Source organism: Serratia odorifera (assembly GCF_041448735.1).
GTDB classification, from domain to species: Bacteria; Pseudomonadota; Gammaproteobacteria; order Enterobacterales; family Enterobacteriaceae; genus Serratia_F; species Serratia_F odorifera.
Genome location: NZ_JBGMUT010000004.1, coordinates 162,525 through 183,464, shown reverse-complemented (window position 1 = coordinate 183,464; position 20,940 = coordinate 162,525). Strand labels below are relative to the sequence as shown.

At 56.7% G+C, this 20,940-nt stretch carries 16 protein-coding genes; 4 read left to right on the top strand and 12 right to left on the bottom strand.

The genetic code is table 11. The annotated features are described in order from the left end of the window. Nucleotides 1-7: 7 nt before the first annotated feature. Together apaG and apaH are read left to right on the top strand one after the other, a co-directional pair. Nucleotides 8-385 (top strand): Co2+/Mg2+ efflux facilitator ApaG/CorD, encoded by a 378-nt coding sequence (apaG, locus tag ACCC84_RS13365; RefSeq protein WP_004955436.1) that lies wholly within the window; start codon nucleotides 8-10, stop codon nucleotides 383-385. Nucleotides 386-387: 2 nt separating this feature from the next. Next, nucleotides 388-1,239, top strand: a complete 852-nt coding sequence (gene apaH, locus ACCC84_RS13360; RefSeq protein WP_004955439.1) for a bis(5'-nucleosyl)-tetraphosphatase (symmetrical) ApaH — start codon at nucleotides 388-390, stop codon at nucleotides 1,237-1,239. 66 nt (nucleotides 1,240-1,305) lie between these two features. Here the strand turns inward: apaH and ACCC84_RS13355 are convergent, their stop codons facing one another. The 4 genes from ACCC84_RS13355 to ACCC84_RS13340 all read right to left on the bottom strand — a co-directional run bounded on the left by ACCC84_RS13355 (nucleotide 1,306) and on the right by ACCC84_RS13340 (nucleotide 5,421). After that, complete coding sequence (locus ACCC84_RS13355; RefSeq protein WP_039992425.1) at nucleotides 1,306-3,195, bottom strand: PhoX family protein; 1,890 nt, start codon at nucleotides 3,193-3,195, stop codon at nucleotides 1,306-1,308. 348 nt (nucleotides 3,196-3,543) lie between these two features. Further along, nucleotides 3,544-4,026 carry a type 3 dihydrofolate reductase gene (gene folA, locus ACCC84_RS13350; protein ID WP_004955442.1) on the bottom strand — a complete coding sequence of 161 codons (483 nt, stop codon included), beginning with the start codon at nucleotides 4,024-4,026 and terminating at the stop codon, nucleotides 3,544-3,546. Between the two features lie 133 nt (nucleotides 4,027-4,159). Next, entirely contained in the window at nucleotides 4,160-4,624 is a 465-nt protein-coding gene (locus ACCC84_RS13345; protein WP_004955444.1) for a threonine/serine exporter, read from the bottom strand. Further along, nucleotides 4,621-5,421, bottom strand: coding sequence for a threonine/serine exporter family protein (locus tag ACCC84_RS13340; RefSeq protein ID WP_004955446.1), 801 nt, complete (start codon nucleotides 5,419-5,421; stop codon nucleotides 4,621-4,623). The genes ACCC84_RS13345 and ACCC84_RS13340 overlap by 4 nt, the downstream gene beginning before the upstream one ends. Nucleotides 5,422-5,548: 127 nt before the next feature. Between ACCC84_RS13340 and ACCC84_RS13335 the strand changes: the two genes are divergently transcribed. Further along, nucleotides 5,549-6,163, top strand: a complete 615-nt coding sequence (locus ACCC84_RS13335) for a LysE family translocator (RefSeq protein WP_039992427.1) — start codon at nucleotides 5,549-5,551, stop codon at nucleotides 6,161-6,163. Nucleotides 6,164-6,203: 40 nt separating this feature from the next. Here the strand turns inward: ACCC84_RS13335 and kefC are convergent, their stop codons facing one another. The 8 genes from kefC to ACCC84_RS13295 all read right to left on the bottom strand — a co-directional run bounded on the left by kefC (nucleotide 6,204) and on the right by ACCC84_RS13295 (nucleotide 19,813). After that, nucleotides 6,204-8,057, bottom strand: a complete 1,854-nt coding sequence (gene kefC / locus ACCC84_RS13330) for a glutathione-regulated potassium-efflux system protein KefC (protein WP_004955448.1) — start codon at nucleotides 8,055-8,057, stop codon at nucleotides 6,204-6,206. Next, entirely contained in the window at nucleotides 8,050-8,607 is a 558-nt protein-coding gene (gene kefF / locus ACCC84_RS13325) for a glutathione-regulated potassium-efflux system oxidoreductase KefF (protein WP_039991174.1), read from the bottom strand. Before kefF ends, kefC begins: the two co-directional genes overlap by 8 nt. Before the next feature lie 188 nt (nucleotides 8,608-8,795). Continuing rightward, entirely contained in the window at nucleotides 8,796-10,967 is a 2,172-nt protein-coding gene (fhuE, locus tag ACCC84_RS13320; RefSeq protein WP_371901989.1) for a ferric-rhodotorulic acid/ferric-coprogen receptor FhuE, read from the bottom strand. Between the two features lie 295 nt (nucleotides 10,968-11,262). Then, the gene (gene carB, locus ACCC84_RS13315; RefSeq protein WP_004955452.1) at nucleotides 11,263-14,484 is read right to left on the bottom strand and encodes a carbamoyl-phosphate synthase large subunit; all 3,222 of its coding nucleotides are present in this window, start codon (nucleotides 14,482-14,484) and stop codon (nucleotides 11,263-11,265) included. A 17-nt stretch (nucleotides 14,485-14,501) separates the two neighbouring features. Next, nucleotides 14,502-15,650, bottom strand: a complete 1,149-nt coding sequence (gene carA / locus ACCC84_RS13310) for a glutamine-hydrolyzing carbamoyl-phosphate synthase small subunit (protein ID WP_039991178.1) — start codon at nucleotides 15,648-15,650, stop codon at nucleotides 14,502-14,504. 470 nt (nucleotides 15,651-16,120) lie between these two features. Then, nucleotides 16,121-16,942 carry a 4-hydroxy-tetrahydrodipicolinate reductase gene (dapB, locus tag ACCC84_RS13305; RefSeq protein WP_198773267.1) on the bottom strand — a complete coding sequence of 274 codons (822 nt, stop codon included), beginning with the start codon at nucleotides 16,940-16,942 and terminating at the stop codon, nucleotides 16,121-16,123. A 225-nt stretch (nucleotides 16,943-17,167) separates the two neighbouring features. Further along, nucleotides 17,168-18,427: an MFS transporter gene (locus ACCC84_RS13300; RefSeq protein WP_088499867.1), complete on the bottom strand. Its 1,260-nt coding sequence runs from the start codon at nucleotides 18,425-18,427 to the stop codon at nucleotides 17,168-17,170. Between the two features lie 78 nt (nucleotides 18,428-18,505). After that, a complete protein-coding gene (locus ACCC84_RS13295; protein ID WP_004955459.1) occupies nucleotides 18,506-19,813 on the bottom strand; it encodes an alpha-glucosidase/alpha-galactosidase in 1,308 nt (435 codons plus the stop codon). Between the two features lie 221 nt (nucleotides 19,814-20,034). Here ACCC84_RS13295 and ACCC84_RS13290 point away from each other — a divergent pair, with 221 nt between their 5' ends. Next, a complete protein-coding gene (locus ACCC84_RS13290) occupies nucleotides 20,035-20,907 on the top strand; it encodes an AraC family transcriptional regulator (protein ID WP_004955461.1) in 873 nt (290 codons plus the stop codon). The last annotated feature ends 33 nt before the right edge of the window (nucleotides 20,908-20,940 follow it).

Here is a 20,940-nt window from a genome sequence, read left to right as displayed (position 1 = left end):
CGAGACCATGATTGATTCACCCCGTGTGTGTGTTCAGGTACAAAGCGTATATGTGGAATCACAGTCGCAGCCGGAAGACGATCGCTATGTCTTCGCCTATACCATCACTATCCGCAATCTGGGGCGTTTCAACGTGCAATTGCTGGGCCGTTACTGGTTGATTACCAACAGCAACGGTCGGCAAACTGAAGTTCAGGGCGAAGGCGTGGTTGGCGAACAGCCAATCATTCAGCCCGGCAGTGAATTCCAATATACCAGCGGCGCGATCCTCGAAACGCCGCTGGGCACCATGGAAGGCCACTACGAGATGGTTGATCATCTGGGTCAGTCGTTCCGCACCGCTATTCCCGTCTTCCGACTCGCTATCCCAACGCTGATCCACTAACTATGTCGACATATCTTATCGGCGACGTTCATGGTTGTTTCGATGAACTCAAGTCGCTATTAGCTCAGGTTTCTTTTGATCCGCAGCAGGATACGCTGTGGTTGACCGGCGATCTGGTGGCCCGAGGGCCGGGATCGCTGGAAGTGTTGCGTTTTGTGCGCTCGCTCGGCCCGGCAGTGCGCATGGTGTTGGGCAATCACGATCTGCATTTGCTGGCGGTGTACGCCGGCATTAGCCGCAATAAGCCCAAGGATCGCATTACTCCGTTGCTGGAAGCACCTGACGCCGACGAACTGATCAACTGGCTGCGTCGCCAACCGGTATTGCAGGTGGATGAGCAACAACAGCTGATCATGGCGCATGCCGGCATCACGCCGCAGTGGGACATCGAAACCGCCAAAATCTGCGCGCGCGAAGTGGAAGCGGTGCTCAGCAGCGACAGCTACCCGCTGTTCCTCGATGCGATGTACGGCGACATGCCGAACAACTGGAGTCCCGAGCTCAGCGGTCTGGCACGTTTGCGTTTTAGCACCAACGCCCTGACGCGCATGCGCTACTGCTTCCCGAACGGTCAACTGGACATGATCAGCAAAGATGCGCCGGGCACCGCGCCCGCGCCGCTAAAACCCTGGTTTGCCCTGCCGCGTCTGGTGGATCCGCAGTACACCATCATCTTCGGCCATTGGGCGTCGCTGGAGGGCAAGGGCACCCCTGACGGGATTATCGCGCTCGATACCGGCTGCTGCTGGGGTGGAGAGCTGACGATGTTGCGCTGGGAGGATAAACGCTACTTTACCCAGCCATCCAACCGGCGGGAGATGTTGGACGGCAGCGATACGCTGGCGGCCTCATAACCGACTCAGCGTAAAATCAACAAGGGCGCCATTGGCGCCCTTGCTGATTAAGCCTGGTCAGGCGGATCAGGCGCCAATCACCCCGCCATCTTTGCGGGTGATCATCAATACCGAAGAGCGTGGACGCGGACTGTTATTCGGGAAGTGAGAATCCCCTTCCTCTCCAGGGTGCTGAACGTTAACAAACATCGTTTTGTAATCTGGCGTGAAGGTAATACCGGTCAGTTCGCATGACTTCGGTCCGACCATAAAGCGGCGGATCTCGCCGCTTTGCGGATCGCCCACCAGCATCTGGTTGTTACCCTGCCCCTGAAAATCGCCTTTATTACTGTACTTGCCATCGGTCAGGATCCACAGACGCCCTGCCTTATCGAACCCCAGGCCATCCGGGCTGTTAAACGTATTTTCAGCCGTGATGTTTGGCGTGCCACGGTTGACCCCTTCCGGATAGGCGATCGGGTTGCCACACAGCACATAAATGTCCCATGAGAACGTTGCTGCCGTCGCGTCACCGCCTTCGTCCCAGCGGATAATCTGGCCGTAAACGTTCTTGGGACGCGGGTTGGCGGCATTCAACGGCATGCCTTCTTCGCCGCGCTTGCTGTTGTTGGTCAAGGTGCAGTAGGCGCGCCCGTCATGCGGGTTGACGGCGATCCATTCCGGGCGATCCATTTTAGTGGCGCCAACCTGCGCGGCAGCCTTGCGGGCAAAGATCAGCACTTCTGCCGCATCACGGAAGCCGTTTTCCGGCGTCAGGCCGTTTTTGCCAAACTCCAGCGCTATCCAGCGCCCTTTGCCTTTGAGCGGCGTGCCGTTGGCGTCACCGTCAAACTGCGCCACGTACAGCGTGCCGTCATCCAGCAGTCCGCGGTTATTCGCCGGGTTGGCGACGTCAACCTTACCTTTGGAAACGTATTTATAGATATGCTCGCCGCGTTCATCGTCGCCCATATACACCACCAGACGCCCATCCCTGGCCACGGTTACCGCGGCATTTTCATGTTTAAAACGCCCCAGCGCGGTGTGTTTTATCGGCGTCGAGGTCGGATTCATCGGGTCGATTTCCACAATCCAACCGTGGCGGTTAAATTCGTTCGGGTTCTTCGCCACGTCGAAACGGTCGTCAAAATCCGGCCAGTTACGTTCTGGCTCGCTGACGTTGAGCGTGTAGCGCTGCTGTTCCGGCGTGGTTTTATAATCGGCCTGTTTGGTGCCGAAATAGGTATCGAAGTTCTCTTCGCAGGTCAGATAGGTGCCCCACGGCGTTTTGCCGTTGGCGCAGTTGCCAAAGGTGCCCAGCACCTTACGGCCGGACGGATCGGCTGCGGTTTGCAGCAACGGGTGGCCGGCTGCCGGGCCACTGAATTGCATTTCGCTATTGGCGGTAATGCGGCGGTTGTAGCGCGAAGGGCGCTCGACTTCCCAGCGCTGCGTGTCGCCAATGCGTTTCACCGCCACAATCGAGACGCCGTGCCCGGCCTGAGACTTGCGCACCTCTTCCAGACTGGTGGCCTTGCTGCCGCCATGGGCGAACAGGTACTGCTCGTTAACGTATTCGTTATTGATCGCCATCACCCCGTGACGATCGTCGATCGGGAAGAAGCTCATGCCATCGTTGTTATCGCCGAATTGTTTTTCCTGATCGGCCGCGCTATTACCGCCATTGGCATCAAACGCCGCTGCGCCGTCAACCAACGGCTCCCCCCAGGAGATCAGCACTTCAGCCTGGTATCCCGGTGCGATCGCCACCTCATCGGCGCTAGAAGCAGCAATCCCTTTAAAGCCCAGCAGCTTGTTGGCCGGCAGATCCTCGGCCAACGCTTCAGCCGATACGCTCAAAATGCCGCCGCCGAGGAAACCGGCCAGGCCAACGGCGCCGGCGCTGCCCAGCAGCAATTTACGACGGGTGGGATCGATCAGGCGATCGGCATTTAATTGCTCAATTTTATTGGTCATGATTTTAGCTTCCTGGTAGACGGCGCCACGATCAAAGGTCACCAGAGTTGCCGAGGCGCTCAAGGTTGGGCTTCATACTAATCAGGAAGTGTGACGAAAATGTTACAGAGGTCAGGCAGGGACACAATTTGCCGGCAAAAGCAAAATAGCTCGCTAAAACAAAGCGCTCAAAATTCCCTGGCGCGCCTGATAATGCTCAGTCAACCGTCTGGCGCGTTGATGTGCCGCGCGCTAAGTCGCTCGGTAGCGTATAGCGTTCAACCTGTGGGGCTGAGGAAGGCCTCCGCAGGGACGCAATCACTTTGTTCCCTGCGGGTGTTTTACGGCTTACGCTGCGTGACTTGTCGATTAACGACGTTCGAGAATTTCAAAACAATAGCTGTGCGAGTTCTGCTCGTCTGCGTCATGGAATTCGCTAAACGAGGTTTCCCATTCGTCTGGTTCGTAATCCGGGAAATGCGTATCGCCACCGACTTCGGCGTCGATGTGTGTCAGATACATGCGGTTGGCACGCGCCAGGAACTGGCTATAGATACGCCCGCCGCCCATCACCATCACTTCTTCCACGTCGCCCGCGGCAGCCAGTGCTTCATCCAGCGAGGTTGCCCAGGTCACGCCGGTTTCAACGCCCGCTCGGCTGCTCAACACGATATTATGGCGCCCCGGCAATGGGCGGCCAATCGACTCAAACGTCTTGCGGCCCATAATGACCGGCTTATTTAACGTGTTACGTTTAAACCACGCCAAATCGGCTGGCAGATGCCATGGCATGGCGTTTTCCATACCAATTACGCGATCCGCCGCCAAGGCAGCGATCAGGCTGATAATCATTGTTAAACCCTGTATAGGCAGCAAAATTGCTCACACTATACGTAAAGCCCCATCGGCCGTCGATAGGGCAAACAAGCAATGTGAATATATAAGATAGCTCTTATCAGAATAGCTAATAATTACCGGCACTAAGCTATACCCCCGGGCGTTTGCGATACAACCATAATCCCGGTAACGACAGGCCGATCGACAACGCGCCGACGATAAAACAGGCTTTGAGAAAATGCGTCACCATCACCGCCATCAGCGCCTCGCTATAGCCAAGGTGTGAGATCTCCACCAGCGTAATCATGGCGGTATAGGCTGGGATGCCAGGGAACATCGGGATAACCGCCGCCACGGTGAATACTTTCGGATGCGCCAGCAACCAGCGCGACCAATATATACCGATAATGCCAATCAGCACCGCCGCCAGAAACGACGCCCATTCGATATTGATGCCCCCCGCCATCAGCAGCATGCGCGAGCCGTGCCCCAACGCACCAAGCAAGGCGCAATAGCGCAGCGCGCGCAGCGGCACGTTGAACACCATGGCAAACCCCAGCGCCGGCACCGCCGCCAGCAGCATATCGCGCCCCAGCGCCCATAACAGCATCATGACCACCCCCGCAAACCCCACAGCGACATCGCCATTATTACGCCAATGCAGGTGGCGAGGGTTAACAGGCTGGCCATTGCCCAGCGCGCCAGGCCGGTATTGACATGCCCCTTGAACATATCCGCCACCGCATTGATCAGCGGAAAGCCCGGCACCAGCAGCAATACGCTGGCGGCCATCGCCACGCTGGCCGTCTGATTAAACCACGGCAGACGCAGCAGCAAGCCGGATGCCGACGTGGCGACAAACGCCGTCAGGCAGAAGTTGATCAGCGGGTTCATCTGCCGAGCGGTCAACATCTGCCGTACCCACATCGCCAGACCACTGGCGATAAAGGTCACGGCGAACGCATCGCTACCGCCGCCGTTAAGCATGCTGAAGCAACCGCAGGAGAGTGCCACCATCAATACCACCAGACCGCGTGGGTAACGCAGCGGGCGGATCTTGTCGAGGCGCTTTGCCACCTCGCCGACGTCCGCCAGCCGATGTTCCGCCAGAATCACCACGTGCTGCACCTCGGTGACCATCTGCATGTTGATACCGCGATCGATGTTCTTGCGCGTCGTGGTCAGACAGGCTCCGTTGCTGATAGTCGTCAGCACCACCGCGTTGGCGGAAATCGAGCTTTCTACGCTGTCCATGCCCAACGCCAGCCCGAGGCGGGTGGAGAGTTGTTCAACCACCATGCTTTCGGCACCGTGCTGCAACAGCATCAGTGCGCATTGGATGCACAGTCGGGTGATGTCTCGTTGTTGCCGGTTAGGCTCCGGCATGCTGATGATGGCTTGCTGCTTCATACTGCCCCGTGATTCACGCTGAATGAATGTTCATCATATTGCTTATTCTGCCCACAATGGGTTGATGCGCGTCAGGGTGCTCAGCGTTATTATCAATGCAATGACATTTTTTACCGAGACTGTGACCATGCTTGAAACCACACTGTTCGTCGCCGGGATCGCCACGCTGGGCATGTTGTCGCCAGGGCCGGATTTTTTCCTGGTGATCAAGAACGCCGCACGTTATCCACGGCTGGCGGCGATGATGACCGCCTGCGGCGTGATTTTCGGCGTCGCGACCCATATGTCGTACTGCGTCGCCGGGCTGGCGGTGGTGATTACCACCACGCCGTGGCTGTTTAACCTGCTGAAATATGCCGGTGCGGCCTACCTTATCTGGGTTGGCATCCAGGCGTTGCTGTCACGCGGCGGCGGTAAAATGAACGTCAGTAATCTGCCACAGCAGCAGGTCAGCCTGAAAAATGCCTTTATGCAGGGTTATCTGTGCAATCTGCTGAACCCAAAGGCCACGCTGTTCTTCCTGGCGGTGTTCACCCAGGTGTTGCAGATCGACTCCGGCATCGGTGAAAAATTGTGGTATGCGGGGATAATCCTTGGCCTGTCGGCGCTGTGGTGGCCGCTGCTGGTATATCTGATTCAAAGCGGGCCGGTACGCCGCGGGTTGGAAAAAGTGCAGAAGGTGGTCGATAAACTGCTGGGCGGCATGTTGATTGCGCTTGGGATTAAGGTCGCACTGAGCTAAGCCGCTAAAAACGCGCTCTCCCGCGGAGAGCGCATCTGACTTACCCTTTGGCTTCCACCACCTCGTCTTCCGGCGCCTTGCCGTCGATGCTGCCGCGCCAGCCGGTTTGCTGAACCCGTACCAGACGCGACCGATCCTGTTCGATGGCGGTACTGAGCATCTCCTTCGCCCGCTGCAAGGTGGCGATGCGGAATTCGGTATCTTCGTAATTCTCCATCATCGCTTCCAGCATTTGCAGATTGTAACGGCGGAAAGTGTCCGCTTTCTCACGCGCCTCGTAGGCATCCAGCCCCAGCAATTCCAGGGTTTCGCGGCCAATGCGCAGCGAGCTTTCGAACGTCTCGCGTTCCGGGTTTTCCACGCCCAACTGTCGCAGCTGATACCAGTGGTCGACGTCGCGCGCGCGCGCCACCACCTTCAAGTGCGGGAAATGGCGCTTGGCCAGCTCGGTCAGTTGCAGGTTGGCCTCCACGTCATCGATGGCGTTAATCAGCACTTTGGCGTGCTCTGCGCCAGCGGCCTCCAGCAGATCGGCGCGCGTGGCATCGCCATAAAACACTTTGGTGCCGAACTTGCGCAGCGTTTCGATATGATCCGGATCGTGATCCAGTACCACGGTGTGTACCCCGTTGGCCAACAGCAAGCGACCGGCGATCTGGCCAAACCGGCCAAAACCGGCGATGATGACGCTGGCGTTCTCTTCATCGATCACATCCGCCGGACGATCGTCCTTCGGCGCATTGTTCTCCCGTCGGGCGGCGATAACCAGCAGCAGTGGCGTTGCCGCCATTGACAGTGCCACCGCCAGCGTCAGCGCTTTCGCCCACTCCACCGGCAGCACGCCGGCCATTTGCGCTGCGCCGAAAATCACAAAGGCAAATTCACTGCCCTGGCCAAGCAGAATGGCGAACAGTCCGCGCTGACGCTTCGGCACGCCCAGCAGCGGCGCAATCAGCCACAGCATGGCGGCCTTCAGCAACATAAAACCCAACAGCAGCGTGGCGATCAACAGCGGATGACTGAACAGCGTGCCAAAGTCGATCGACATGCCCACGCCGATAAAGAACAGGCCAAGCAGCAGGCCTTTGAACGGCTGAATGTCGCTTTCTAGCGCATGGCGGTATTCCGAGCTTGCCAGCAGTACCCCGGCAAGGAACGCCCCCATCGCCATCGATAAACCGGCCATTTCCAGCAAAATGCCGAAGCCGAAAACCAGGAACAACGCCACGGCGCTGAACACTTCACGCATGCCGGAACGTGCGACAAAATGCAGCAGCGGCCGCGTCACATAACGGCCCAGCAACACTACCAGCGCCAGCGCTCCGACCACCTTTGCCGCTGACAGCGCAAAGGCTTCCAGCGTGGTAGCCGCGCCGCTATTGGCCAACAGCGGGATCATCGCCACCAGCGGAATTGCCGCGATGTCCTGGAACAACAGCACCGCAAAAGCACCGCGGCCAATCGGCGACGGCGTCAGGTTACGTTCGCTCATCGCCTGCATGGCAATGGCGGTAGAAGACAGCGCCAGCGCCAGGCCAATCAGCAGCGCCACTTTCCAGTCCAGTCCCAAGAAATAACAGAATGCACTGAGCACCAGCCCGCAGCCGGCCATCTGTAATCCGCCACCGCCAAACACCGACGCGCGCAGCGTCCATAACCGTTTCGGATCCAGCTCCAATCCGATAATGAACAGCATCAGCACCACGCCGATTTCCGCAAAGGTCAGGATCGATTCGGCATCTGATACCAGCTTCAGCCCCCATGGGCCGATGATACAGCCGGCAATCAGGTACCCCAGTACCGATCCCAATCCCAGTCGCACCGCGATCGGCACCAACAGACCTGCCGATCCCAGATAGATCAGCCCTTCAAGCATCATGCCGTGATTATCCATTTTCGGCTCCCAGTGCCAGCGGTTGTTGACGATCCAGCAGATATTGCATCAAACGCTGGCGGTAAGCCTCACCGGCGGATATCAACGCCGGCTCGTTGCAGGTGAAAGTGTTATGTACGGCAAAGTACGGCTGCCAGTGCATGCCGCAATATATCGCCGTTGCCTGCAACGGTTGCCCCAGCACCGCAAAGTTGGGGTAGTCACCCAGTTCGAAGTGGTGTTCATCGCCGCCGCTGGTCACCGCCCACAGACAGTCTTTACCCACCAGCGCATTGCCTTCATGGCCATAGGCCCAGCCGTGTTCCAGCACTTTGTCGATCCACAGTTTCAGTAACGGCGGCAGGCTGTACCACTGGATCGGATGCTGTAACACCACCAGATCGGCACGCTGCAGCGCCTGCTGTTCGGCGTTGATATCAATATTAAAATCAGGATAAAGCTCATACAGCGAACGGACTTCCACGTCGGGAATGTCCTTTACCGCCTGCAATAAGCGCTGATTGGCATGGGAATGCCGGGGATACGGGTGTGCGTAAATGATTAGAATCATGCTGTTCTCGTCGTTCCTTGCCAATACATCAAGCATATATACCAATCACACAGCCTGACAGGTTGTTGTTTGATTGATAGCGGAAATTTTTAACGCGAGCCAACAAATTTGCTGAATGAATTTAACCAGCAGATGAAAAAACCGTCGGAGCGGTTGCAGGAGCCTGCAAAGCAGGCTCCCGTCTGGCATCAGAACTGATAATTGGCAGTGACAGAAACGCTGCGTGGCGCACCGTAGACCGCATAACTGCCGAGGTAGTCGTAATACTCTTTATCGAGCAGGTTATTCACGTTGGCCTGTAGCGAAAACTGCTGGTTAACCTGATAACGCGCCAACAGGTTAACTAACGCATAGCTGCCCTGTTCGGGACGCGATGCCCCCGCCGGGCCGGCGTCGTCACGCCAGGTATGGTTTTGCCAGTTGACACCGCCGCCGATGGTCAGCGCCTGTAGTGCCGGCACTCGGTAGCTGGAAAACAGCTTCAGCGTGGTGCGCGGCATAAACGGGTTCACCGCCTCGCCATCCTTGTCTTCGGCAACAAAACGCGACGCGCCGAAGGTCATCTGCCAGTTGTCGGTCAACGCGCCATTGACTTCAAACTCAACCCCGCGGCTCACCGTACCGCTGATCGATTCATACGCCATTTCGGCAGTGCCGGGAATATAGGCACCGGTGCTGACACCCAGGTTGTCCTGCTCGGTACGGAACACCGACAGTGAGGCCGTCAGGCGACTGTTATGCCAATCGCCCTTAATCCCCGCTTCGTAGTTCTTGCCGGTGGTCGGGTCAAGATAGTTGCGGTTGGCATCGCGAACCGTTTGCGGCTGGAAGATTTCGGTGTAGCTGATATAGGCCGAATAGGTGTCGTTAATGTCGTAGATCAGCCCGGCATAGGGCGTCACCGCGTCTTTGCTGCTGGTGGCGGTGGTACCGTTGGCGCGCCAGTCGGTATAACGCGCGCCAACAATCAGCGACAGCGGATCGGCCAGCGAGAAACGCACCGCACCGTAGAATGACTTTTGTCGCAGCGTATCATCGGCGTACACCACCCACGGTGACCAACTGCCCTGCGTGACGTTGCCGTCCCAGTTGTTATAGTTGCCGACGTCGGCCGTGGACAGCATCGACTGTGAGTTGAAGTAATAGTTGTTCTGCTTGCTGTAGCTGCCGCCGGCCACCAATTCATGCTGGCGGCCGAACAGCTCAAACGGTCCGCTGGCATAAGCGTCCAGCGAGTCGAGTTTGCGCGTGCCCTTGTTCCAGCCACCGTAGGCCATCACCCCGTCGCCGGTGATTTTATCCGGGTAACCCGAGGCATACATCAGTTTGGAATCAAAGGTGGTTTTGGCGTGGGTTGCATTCACGCGCGCCTGCCAGCCGTTGTCAAAACGCTGCGTCAGATCGGCAAAAATCTTGTTCGACTCCTTGTCCGAATACGCCCAGTCCGGCGCCGGGTTGAAACTGCGATCGTAGTGAGTCCGGCTGCCGTCGCTGTACCAGGTCGGTAAACCGCCCCAGGTCGGGTTGCTGGTGTGGCTCTGCTGGTATTCCCATCCCAGCGATAATTTGGTCGAGTCGGTCAGATCGGCATCCAGTACGGTATACAGAAATTTTTTGCGGTTGCCGTAACGGTCCAGCCAACCATCGCCATCCTGATAACCAGCCACCGCCCGCCCACGCACGCTACCGTCGGCGTTGAGCGGCGTGCTGACGTCACCGACGTAACGCTGCTTGTTCCAGCGACCGTAGCTGGCGGACAGATTGCCGGTCAGCTCACGGCTGTCGGCATGTTTGCGCACCATATTAATCGCCGCAGACGGGTTGCCCGAGCCGGTCATCAGGCCGTTGGCGCCACGCACCACCTCGATGCGCTGATAAATTGCCGTATCACCGGCGGCGTCGCCAAAGTTCCACACTTCATCGACGGTGGTCGGAATATCGTCGTACAGATAATTGTTGATAAAGAAGCCGCGCGAAAAATAGGTCGAGCGTTCGGAATCGATATTGTTGGCGCTGATGCCGGTGGTGTTGCTCAGCACGTCGCCGATGGTTTGCAGATCCTGATCCTGCATGCGCTGCTGAGTGATCACGCTGACTGATTGTGGAATATCGCGTGGCGTCAGCGCCATTTTGGTACCGGCGCGAGTTACCGGCACCGCATAGTCCTGCTCCGGCAGCATACTGCCGTTGGCTGTAGCGTCGACGGTAATGGTGTCTTCACTTTCCGCTGCCATGACTACCGGCGTGGAACAACACGCTGCCACCAGTAACGCCAGACTGGAACGTGTAAAACCGCCGACGGCAGACGGCCGGAAGCCGCAGGCATGGTTTCCCCTGAGACGAGAAGCAACGAAGGACATGATGATTCCTCAATATAGTTTTTATTGTGCCAAGGTGCTCGCACCCCAGGCAGGCCACGAATACGTTTATTTGACGGCGCAGACATGCAAAAACAAATGAGAACTATACGCATTAGCTTTAATGGGGTAAACCGCTGTTTCAAAAAGTTCCAAGAAATTTCTTAATTGAGCGTGGGTCAAGGCGGGAGAAGGTAACGGCAGATGACGAAAAGGCGGAAAAAAAGGCGGAGATGACCGAGCGGCACTCTCCGCCAGCGTTCGCCAGGCAATCCCCCGGCGAACGCTAGTGCGGTATTTACTTGATACGGGCGTGCATTTCCTGCACCGAGGTCACCTGCTCGGTTGGATCGGCCTTCAGCGCCATGGCGGTGGCAAAACCGCCGTTCAGCGTGGTGTCGTAATGCACTTTATATTGCAGGGCGCTGCGGCGGATCAGTTTGGAATCCTCAATCGCCTGGCGGCCTGCGGTGGTGTTGACGATATAGGTGTACTCGCCATTCTTGATGCGATCCTGAATGTGCGGACGGCCCTCATGCACCTTGTTGACCAGGCGCGGGTTAATCCCCGCCTCACCCAACACCACCGCGGTGCCGTGGGTCGCATCCAGCTCAAAGCCCTGCTTCAGCAGGCTGGCGGCCAGATCGACCACTCGCGCCTTGTCGCCTTCGCGCACTGACAGCAGCGCACGGCCCTGTTTTTTCATGCCGGAGTTGCTGCCAAGCATCGCTTTGGAAAACGCTTCTGCAAAGGTGCGGCCAACGCCCATGACTTCGCCGGTGGAGCGCATTTCCGGCCCGAGAATCGGGTCAACGCCTGGGAATTTGTTGAACGGCAGCACCACTTCCTTCACCGAGTAGTACGGCGGGATCACTTCTTCCGTCACGCCCTGTTCGGCCAGGGTTTTGCCAGCCATCACGCGCGCCGCCACTTTCGCCAACGGCACGCCGGTGGCTTTCGAGACGAATGGCACGGTACGCGCCGCTCGCGGGTTGACTTCAATCAGGTAGACTTCATTATCCTTGACCGCAAACTGCACGTTCATCAAACCACGCACCTGCAGTTCAAACGCCAGTTTTTCCACCTGTTGGCGCATCACGTCCTGGATTTCCTTGCTCAGCGTATAGGCCGGCAGTGAACAGGCCGAGTCGCCGGAGTGAACGCCCGCCTGCTCGATGTGCTCCATAATACCGCCAATCAGCACGCGTTCGCCGTCGCAGATGGCGTCGACGTCCACTTCCACCGCGTCGTCCAGGAAACGGTCCAGCAATACCGGCGCGTCGTTGGAGACGCTGACCGCATTCTGGAAGTAGCGACGCAGATCGACCTCGTCGTAGACGATTTCCATCGCGCGGCCGCCCAGAACATAGGAAGGGCGCACCACCAGCGGATAGCCGATGCCGGCCGCCTTTTCTACCGCCTGGTCGATAGCGGTAACGGTGGCGTTGGCCGGCTGTTTCAGACCGAGACGGTTTACCGCCTGCTGGAAACGCTCGCGGTCTTCGGCGCGGTCAATCGCGTCCGGACTGGTACCGATAATCGGTACGCCGGCCGCTTCCAGCTCACGCGCCAGCTTCAGCGGAGTCTGGCCGCCGTATTGCACGATAACGCCCTTCGGCTGCTCGATGCGCACGATTTCCAGCACGTCTTCCAGCGTGACCGGCTCGAAGTACAGGCGGTCGGACGTGTCGTAATCGGTGGAAACGGTTTCCGGGTTACAGTTGACCATAATGGTTTCGTAACCGTCTTCGCGCAGCGCCAGCGAGGCGTGCACGCAGCAGTAATCGAATTCGATGCCCTGACCGATGCGGTTCGGGCCACCGCCCAGCACCATCACCTTCGGTCGGTCATGGGTCGGGTTGGATTCGCACTCTTCTTCATAGGTGGAATACATGTAAGCTGTGTCGGTAGAAAACTCCGCCGCACAGGTATCCACGCGCTTGTAAACCGGGTGCAGACCGTAACCGTGACGCAGTTTGCGCACGGCGCTCTCCGCTACGCCGGCCAGTTTGGCCAGGCGCGCATCGGCGAAGCCCTTACGCTTCAGGGTGCGCAGGAACTCCGGCGTCAGCCCGTTGATGCCGGACGCTGCCACCTGCTCTTCCAGACGTACCAGCTCTTCAATCTGCACCAGGAACCAACGGTCGATGTTGGTCAGGTTGAACACGCCATCGACAGACAGGCCTGCGCGGAAGGCATCGGCGATGTACCAGATGCGCTCGGCGCCGGCGTCTTTCAGTTCGCGGCGTATTTTGGTCAACGCTTCCGGATCGTCCAGGCTGACTTTCGGATCGAAACCGGTAGCACCCACTTCCAGCCCGCGCAGCGCCTTCTGCAATGATTCCTGCTGGGTACGGCCAATCGCCATGACTTCGCCGACCGACTTCATCTGGGTGGTCAAGCGGTCGTTGGCGCCGGCGAATTTTTCAAAGTTGAAACGTGGGATTTTGGTGACCACGTAGTCGATCGACGGCTCAAAGGAGGCCGGAGTGCGACCACCGGTGATGTCGTTCATCAGCTCGTCGAGGGTGTAACCCACCGCCAGCTTGGCGGCGATTTTGGCAATCGGGAAACCGGTCGCCTTCGACGCCAGCGCCGAGGAGCGTGACACACGCGGGTTCATTTCGATCACGATCAGGCGTCCGGTCTTCGGGTTCACCGAGAACTGCACGTTGGAACCGCCGGTTTCCACGCCGATTTCACGCAGTACCGCCATCGAGGCGTTACGCATGATCTGGTATTCTTTGTCGGTCAGGGTTTGCGCCGGCGCGACGGTGATCGAGTCGCCGGTGTGGATGCCCATGGCGTCGAAGTTTTCGATAGAACAGACGATGATGCAGTTGTCATTCTTGTCGCGCACCACTTCCATTTCATACTCTTTCCAACCGATCAGCGACTCATCGATCAGCAACTCTTTGGTCGGCGACAGATCCAGGCCGCGTTCGCAGATTTCCTCGAATTCTTCGCGGTTGTAGGCAATGCCGCCGCCGGTGCCGCCCATGGTGAAGGACGGACGAATAATGCACGGGAAGCCGACGTCGGCGGCCACTGCCAACGCTTCTTCCATGGTATGGGCAATACCGGAACGCGCGGTGTCCAGGCCGATTTTCTTCATTGCCACGTCAAAGCGGCGACGGTCTTCGGCCTTGTCGATAGCATCGGCGGTGGCGCCAATCATGGTCACGCCAAATTCCGCCAGCACGCCCTGACGCTCCAGTTCCAGCGCGCAGTTCAGCGCCGTCTGGCCGCCCATGGTCGGCAGTACTGCGTCCGGACGCTCTTTTTCGATGATTTTACGTACCACCTCCCAGTGGATCGGCTCAATGTAGGTCGCATCGGCCATTTCCGGGTCGGTCATGATGGTGGCCGGGTTGGAGTTAACCAGAATAACGCGGTAACCCTCTTCACGCAGCGCCTTGCAGGCCTGAGCGCCCGAATAGTCGAATTCGCACGCCTGGCCGATAACGATCGGGCCAGCGCCGAGGATCAGGATGCTTTTTATATCAGTACGTTTTGGCATTTTATCAAGGCTCCTGATTATTTGGCGTTGGAACGGTAAGTCTCAATCAGTTCGATGAAGTGATCGAACAGCGGGGCGGCATCGTGCGGGCCCGGGCTGGCTTCCGGGTGCCCCTGGAAGCTGAACGCCGCTTTGTCGGTACGATGAATACCCTGCACGGTGTGGTCGAACAGCGATTTGTGCGTCACGCGCAGATTGGCTGGCAGGTTGTTCTCGTCAACCGCAAAGCCGTGGTTCTGCGCGGTGATCATCACCGTATGGTTATCCAGATCTTTCACCGGATGGTTGCCGCCGTGGTGGCCGAGTTTCATCTTCACAGTTTGCGCACCGCTGGCCAGCGCCAGCAACTGGTGGCCAAGGCAGATGCCGAACACCGGGATGTCGGTGTCGAGGAATTGCTTGATGGCGTCGATGGCGTAATCACATGGTTCCGGATCGCCCGGACCGTTAGAGAGGAAAATGCCGTCTGGCGCCATTTTCAGCACCTCTGCCGCCGGGGTCTGCGCTGGCACTACCGTCAGGCGGCAGCCGCGATCCACCAGCATGCGCAGGATATTGCGCTTGACGCCGTAGTCATAGGCCACCACGTGGAACGGCAGCGCGGCCGCGTCTTTGGCTTCCGGCAGCTCGCCCTCAAGCGTCCAACTGCCCTGTTGCCAGGCGTAAGCTTCCTGGGTGGTCACTTCTTTTGCCAGATCCATTCCTTTCAGCCCTGGGAAGGCCTTGGCCTTTTCCAGCGCCAGCGCTGCGTCCGGCGCGTCGCCGGCAATGATGCAGCCGTTTTGCGCCCCCTTTTCACGCAGCAGACGCGTCAACTTGCGGGTATCGATATCGGCAATCGCCACAATGTTGTTGCGCTTCAGGTATTCCGACAGCCCTTCTTCACAGCGGTAGTTGCTGGCAATCAACGGGAGGTCGCGAATAACAAGGCCTTGAGCGTGAACAGCGGAGGATTCTGCGTCGGAAGCATTGGTGCCGACATTGCCGATATGGGGATAAGTAAGAGTAACGATCTGGCGGGAGTAGGAAGGATCGGTGAGGATTTCTTGATAGCCGGTCATCGACGTATTGAAGACCACTTCCCCCACTGCCGTACCTTCTGCCCCGATGGCCCGACCGTGGAATTGGGTTCCGTCTTCCAGAACCAATAGCGCTGACTTAATCAAAACACCCTCCGAGGAATAATCAATCACAATATTTGCATATTAATTCAGATATCGCGATCTAAATCAATGCAAAAACCGGCCTCAAGGCTAATTTTTGGCAAATTGGGCGCATTTTAATGATGGGTGCTCGGTTTGTCTACTCCAAGTGGCATTTTTCTAGTTATTTTTGCATATTTCACGCATTTCTTGCTATCTCAGCCATAAAAACACATGGAAACCCGCAATGGGTAAACGGTTGCGAGCCACAATGACAGAAAATCCGGCGCATCGCCACCTGACGGACGATAACCGGGCGTCAAAAAGGTTAACAAGCCAATAAAAATCCGAGTTAACCATTAAAAACACAAAAAAAATCAACCTATCGCGTCGAAATCGCTATTTTTCATGTTAAAAAAAAGGACAATAAAAATATTGTCCTATTATCATATCGTTATGATTAACTCACACACATCACGATGATGTTCGATAAATTATAACTGGTGCAAACCCAGCACGTCACGCATATCAAATAGACCATTTTGCCGATCTGACAGCCAACTTGCCGCACGAACCGCACCATTGGCAAATGTCATGCGACTGGAAGCCTTATGGGTAATTTCTACCCGTTCCCCGATGTCGGCAAACATGGCAGTGTGCTCACCGACGATATCCCCGGCGCGAATAGTGGCAAAACCGATGCTGTGCGGATCGCGTTCGCCGGTATGCCCTTCACGGGCATACACCGCACAGTCTTTCAGATCGCGGCCCAGCGCATCGGCGATGGCTTCGCCCATCGCCAGAGCGGTGCCCGAGGGTGCATCCACCTTATGGCGGTGATGTGCTTCAACAATTTCGATGTCGGTATAGTCGCCCATTACTTTGGCGGCCTTCTCGAGCAGTTTCAGCACCACATTGACGCCGACGCTGAAGTTGGCGGCAAACACGATGCCAATCTGCTGCGCGGCATCGCGAATAGCCGCTTTGCCAGCATCGTCAAAACCGGTGGTGCCAATCACCATCGCCTTGTGATGCTCGACGCAAAACGCCAGATGCGCCAGCGTGCCTTCCGGGCGGGTGAAATCGATCAGAATGTCGAAGTCATCCGCCACCTTTTGCAAACTCTCGCTCACGGTCACGCCCAGCGCGCCGATACCGGCCAGTTCGCCAGCATCGGTGCCCAGCAGGCTGGAGCCTGGACGCTCCAATGCCGCCCCCAGCACCACACCCTGTGCCTGCTGTACGGCCTGGATCAATTGACGTCCCATCCGGCCACCGGAACCCGCAATCGCAATGCGAATCTGTGAATCAGTCATGCTTTATCTCTCTTTTTGATTTGATGCCTATTCCATAGGCTATCGATTCAGGGTAACCGCCCCACCTTACCACTGCCAGAGGATTTAAATCATGATTAGAAAATTATGTTATCCCCGGTTTTTTATCAGTAACGCTATCAATGGCTGATAACTCAGCTCGCACGGCGTCAACCGCTGATTGTACATAATCATGCAATTTTGTCGCAGGGCATCACGCACCGATCCTCAGGGGGCCGGCGTGGCCAGACGGCTTTTGTCGGCAAAGGCTGCCGGCGCTTTGCCACTGAGCGTAAAAGCCGAAATACAGGTGAACAACAGCGCAATGCAGCCCAGGATCAGATAGGCCGTCTTAAAGCCATACGCCGCATACATCATACCGGCCGCGTATGACATGACGATCGCCGAAAGCTGCTTGAAAAAACAGAAACCGAACAGGTAGATCGAGGCCGACAGCTTGACGTCGAATTGCGTGGTGATGTACTTGAAAATACCGACCAGCAAAAACGGCACTTCAAACATATGCAAGGTTTTCAGCACGATCACTGCCGGCACCGAATCCGCAAAGGACGATCCGATGATCCGTAGCGACATGATGACTCCAGCGATCAACAAGGCATTCTTGCCGCCAATGCGGTTGATAATCAGCGGTGCGAAAAACATGATGAAGGCGTTGAGAAACTCCCCGAGGGTGGTGACATAGCCAAACGCCTGGGTGCCGGCATGACGATCCGCGAAGAACGAGGTGAAGAAGTTGGCGAACTGCTGATCGAATACGTCATAGACGCAGGCCACGCCAACGATATACAGCACCAGATACCAAAACTTGCGCATCTTCAGCAACTGCAAAGCGGATCGCAGGCTGACCGGGTTCTTGTTCAACGCCAACTGGTCTGCCACCGTCACGGTATGGCTTTTTTCTGGCCGGAACAGAAACAGCAGCAGCGCCAGGATCAGCGTGCAGCCCGACGCCAGCCAAAACGAAAATTGGTTATTGATGGTAAACATGTAGCCGACGATGGAAGCGCAAATCGCCCAGCCGATACAGCCAAACAGCCGCACCCGGCCATATTCGAAATGGCTGCGGCGGCTGACTTTTTCAACATAGGCTTCGATCGCCGGCGAACCGCCGCTGGCAACCAGTCCTAAATAGAGGCCGCACAGCAATGCGCCAAGCCAAAAATGCGTTTGCAGCAGTGGTGATATCACATAGATAAACAACGGCGCCAAAAACATCAGCAATATGATAATCATCCACAACAGATGTTTTTTCAGTCCAAATTTATCGGTGATCACGCCAAATACCGGTTGGCAAACCAGGGCAAAGAACGCAGTGATCGAAAACACCAGGCCGGTTTGCTGTTGGTCAAGATGATTGACGTCATGCAACCAGATGGGAAAGAAGGGCAGAATCGAACCAAGAATGAAAAAGTAGAAGAAGCAAAAACCGCTGAATATCCAGAAATTCTTGTTTTTTAGATAGAACATAGCTCGCCATCCCTTTTTGCAGGCGCGGGATCCGCGCCTGTGATGTTATTGGAGGAAGTGATGCGCAGGAGAGAACGGTTAGTGGTATGCCGGCAGCCAGTCGCCGTGAGCTTCGATCAAGGCATCGCACAGCTTGCGAATGTCATCGATGGATAATTCGGCCGAAGTATGTGGATCAAGCAACGCGGCATGGTAAATCGCCTCGCGTTTCTGGCTAACCGCCGCTTCGATGGTCAGCAATTGCGTATTGATGTTGGTGCGGTTAAGCGCCGCCAGTTGCTCCGGCAAGTTACCGACGTGACACGGTGTGACACCCTGCCCATCCACCAGGCAAGGCACCTCCACGCAGGCCTCATTGGGCAGGTTGGTGATCACCCCGCTATTGAGCACGTTGCCGCCGATCTTGTACGGCCGATCGGTTTCCATCGCCTCGATGATGTATGAGGCGTATTCATGGGTCCGCGTGTGGCTAAGGTGGCTATCATGGGTCAATGCCTGCTTTTGCTGCTCCCATTGGGCAATTTGCTCGACGCAGCGACGCGGATATTCATCCAGCGGAATATTGAACCGCTCTATCAGTTCCGGGTAGTTGCGCTTGATCCAGTAAGGCATATATTCGGCGTTATGTTCGGAAGACTCGGTCACGTAATAACCGAAGGTTTTCATGATCTCATGCCGCACCATATCATCGTGCTTGCCGTGCAGCGCGGCGGCGCGACGCTTGATTTCCGGATAGAGATCCTGACCGTGGCGACGGATATCCAACAGCCAGGCCATGTGGTTGATGCCCGCGATATGGAACTGCACGTCATCGCTCGGCATATCAACACTTTTCAACAGCGTCTCTGCGCATACCTGGACGCTGTGACACAGCCCTACGGTTTTCACGCCGGTATAACGCAGCATCGCGCCGGTCAGCGAGGCCATCGGATTGGTGTAGTTCAGCAACCAGGCGTCCGGGCAAACCTCTTCCATATCGCGCGCAAAGGAGAACAGCACCGGGATGGTGCGCAGGGCACGGAAGATGCCGCCAATGCCCAGCGTATCGGCGATGGTCTGGCGCAGGCCAAATCGGTTCGCCACCTCAAAGTCGGTGATGGTACAGGGATCGTAGCCGCCGACCTGGATGGCGTTTACCACGTAATCGGCATTTTTCAGCGCCGCACGGCGCTGCTCGACGCCGAGGTAAGGCGTGATGATCGCTTTACCGCCGTTGACGTTTTGATTGATGTTGTTGAGCATGGTCAGCGATTCATTCAAGCGGCCGCTATCGATATCGTACAGCGCGATTTCCACTTCCTGTAACACCGGGGTGCACATGATATCCCCCAACACATTCTTGGCGAAAATAGTGCTACCCGCGCCCATAAACGTCACTTTAATCATCTCATTTCTCCACTGTTGCGAGGCGAATTACCGTTGGTGTGTGTTGAAAGTAGTGGTCAAGCGAAGGGTTGTATATGGAGGAAAGTGACCTGATTATGGGTAAAAATGACGCCAGGAAAAAAGTGTGAGCTGAGTCTTGCTGTACTTAACCAACAACATACGTCATGACAACAAGCTGCTACCGTTAATGTCACAGCGTGCCGATAGCAAGGGAGCAATTGATGCATAAGAGTTTTGTCCTGGCAAACACCTCGAACATCGAACTGAACGTGTTCCAGTTTGGCGTCGAGGATTGCGCGCCAGGCCACTGTTTTGGTCCAGCGGTGCGCCAGCATTACCTATTTCATTATGTGATATCCGGCACCGGCACCCTGCATACCGACCATGGCGCTTTTAGCGTGCATCCCGGCGAGGGCTTTCTGATTTACCCGCACGATGTCACCACCTACAGCGCCGACCAACAGCACCCCTGGCACTACATGTGGATCGAAGTTGACGGACTGATGGCGGCCAATATCTTTCAACAATGTCGCCTCAGCCGCCAAATGCCGATTTATCGCCCGCAACGTTATACGCCGGACGCTGCTGAGCGAGGTTATCTGACAGAGATCGTCGCGCATCAACAAAACGAAGCCTGGCTGAAGATTATCGGCTTGAGTTACCTGTTTTTTTCCGCGCTGATTGCCAATGCGCATGCGCAACCAAAAGAAAAACCGCCGGAAAAGCAGCGTCACCTGGCAAAAGCGATAAAATATATCGAGAGTCGTTACCACGAGAATATCTCTATCGCCCAGTTGGCCAATTATTGCAGTATTAATCGCAGTTATATGAGCCGACTGTTCAAGGCCGAGTTTGGCCTCGGGCCAAAAGAATATCTGTTGCAGTATCGTATGAACATCGCCGCCGGCCTGCTGCGCCACGGCAGTGCGGCCATCAAGGTGGTGGCTCTGTCGGTGGGTTACGCCAACCAACTGCATTTCTCCAAGGCGTTCAAGCAGGTACATGGCCTGACGCCGAGCGCCTGGCGCCACGGCGCAGACAGCCAGAGCCTTGATGCGCGCATCGCACCTCGGCTGATTGCACCGACGCTGTAACGCAAAACGGGGAGCCGAAGCTCCCCGTTATTT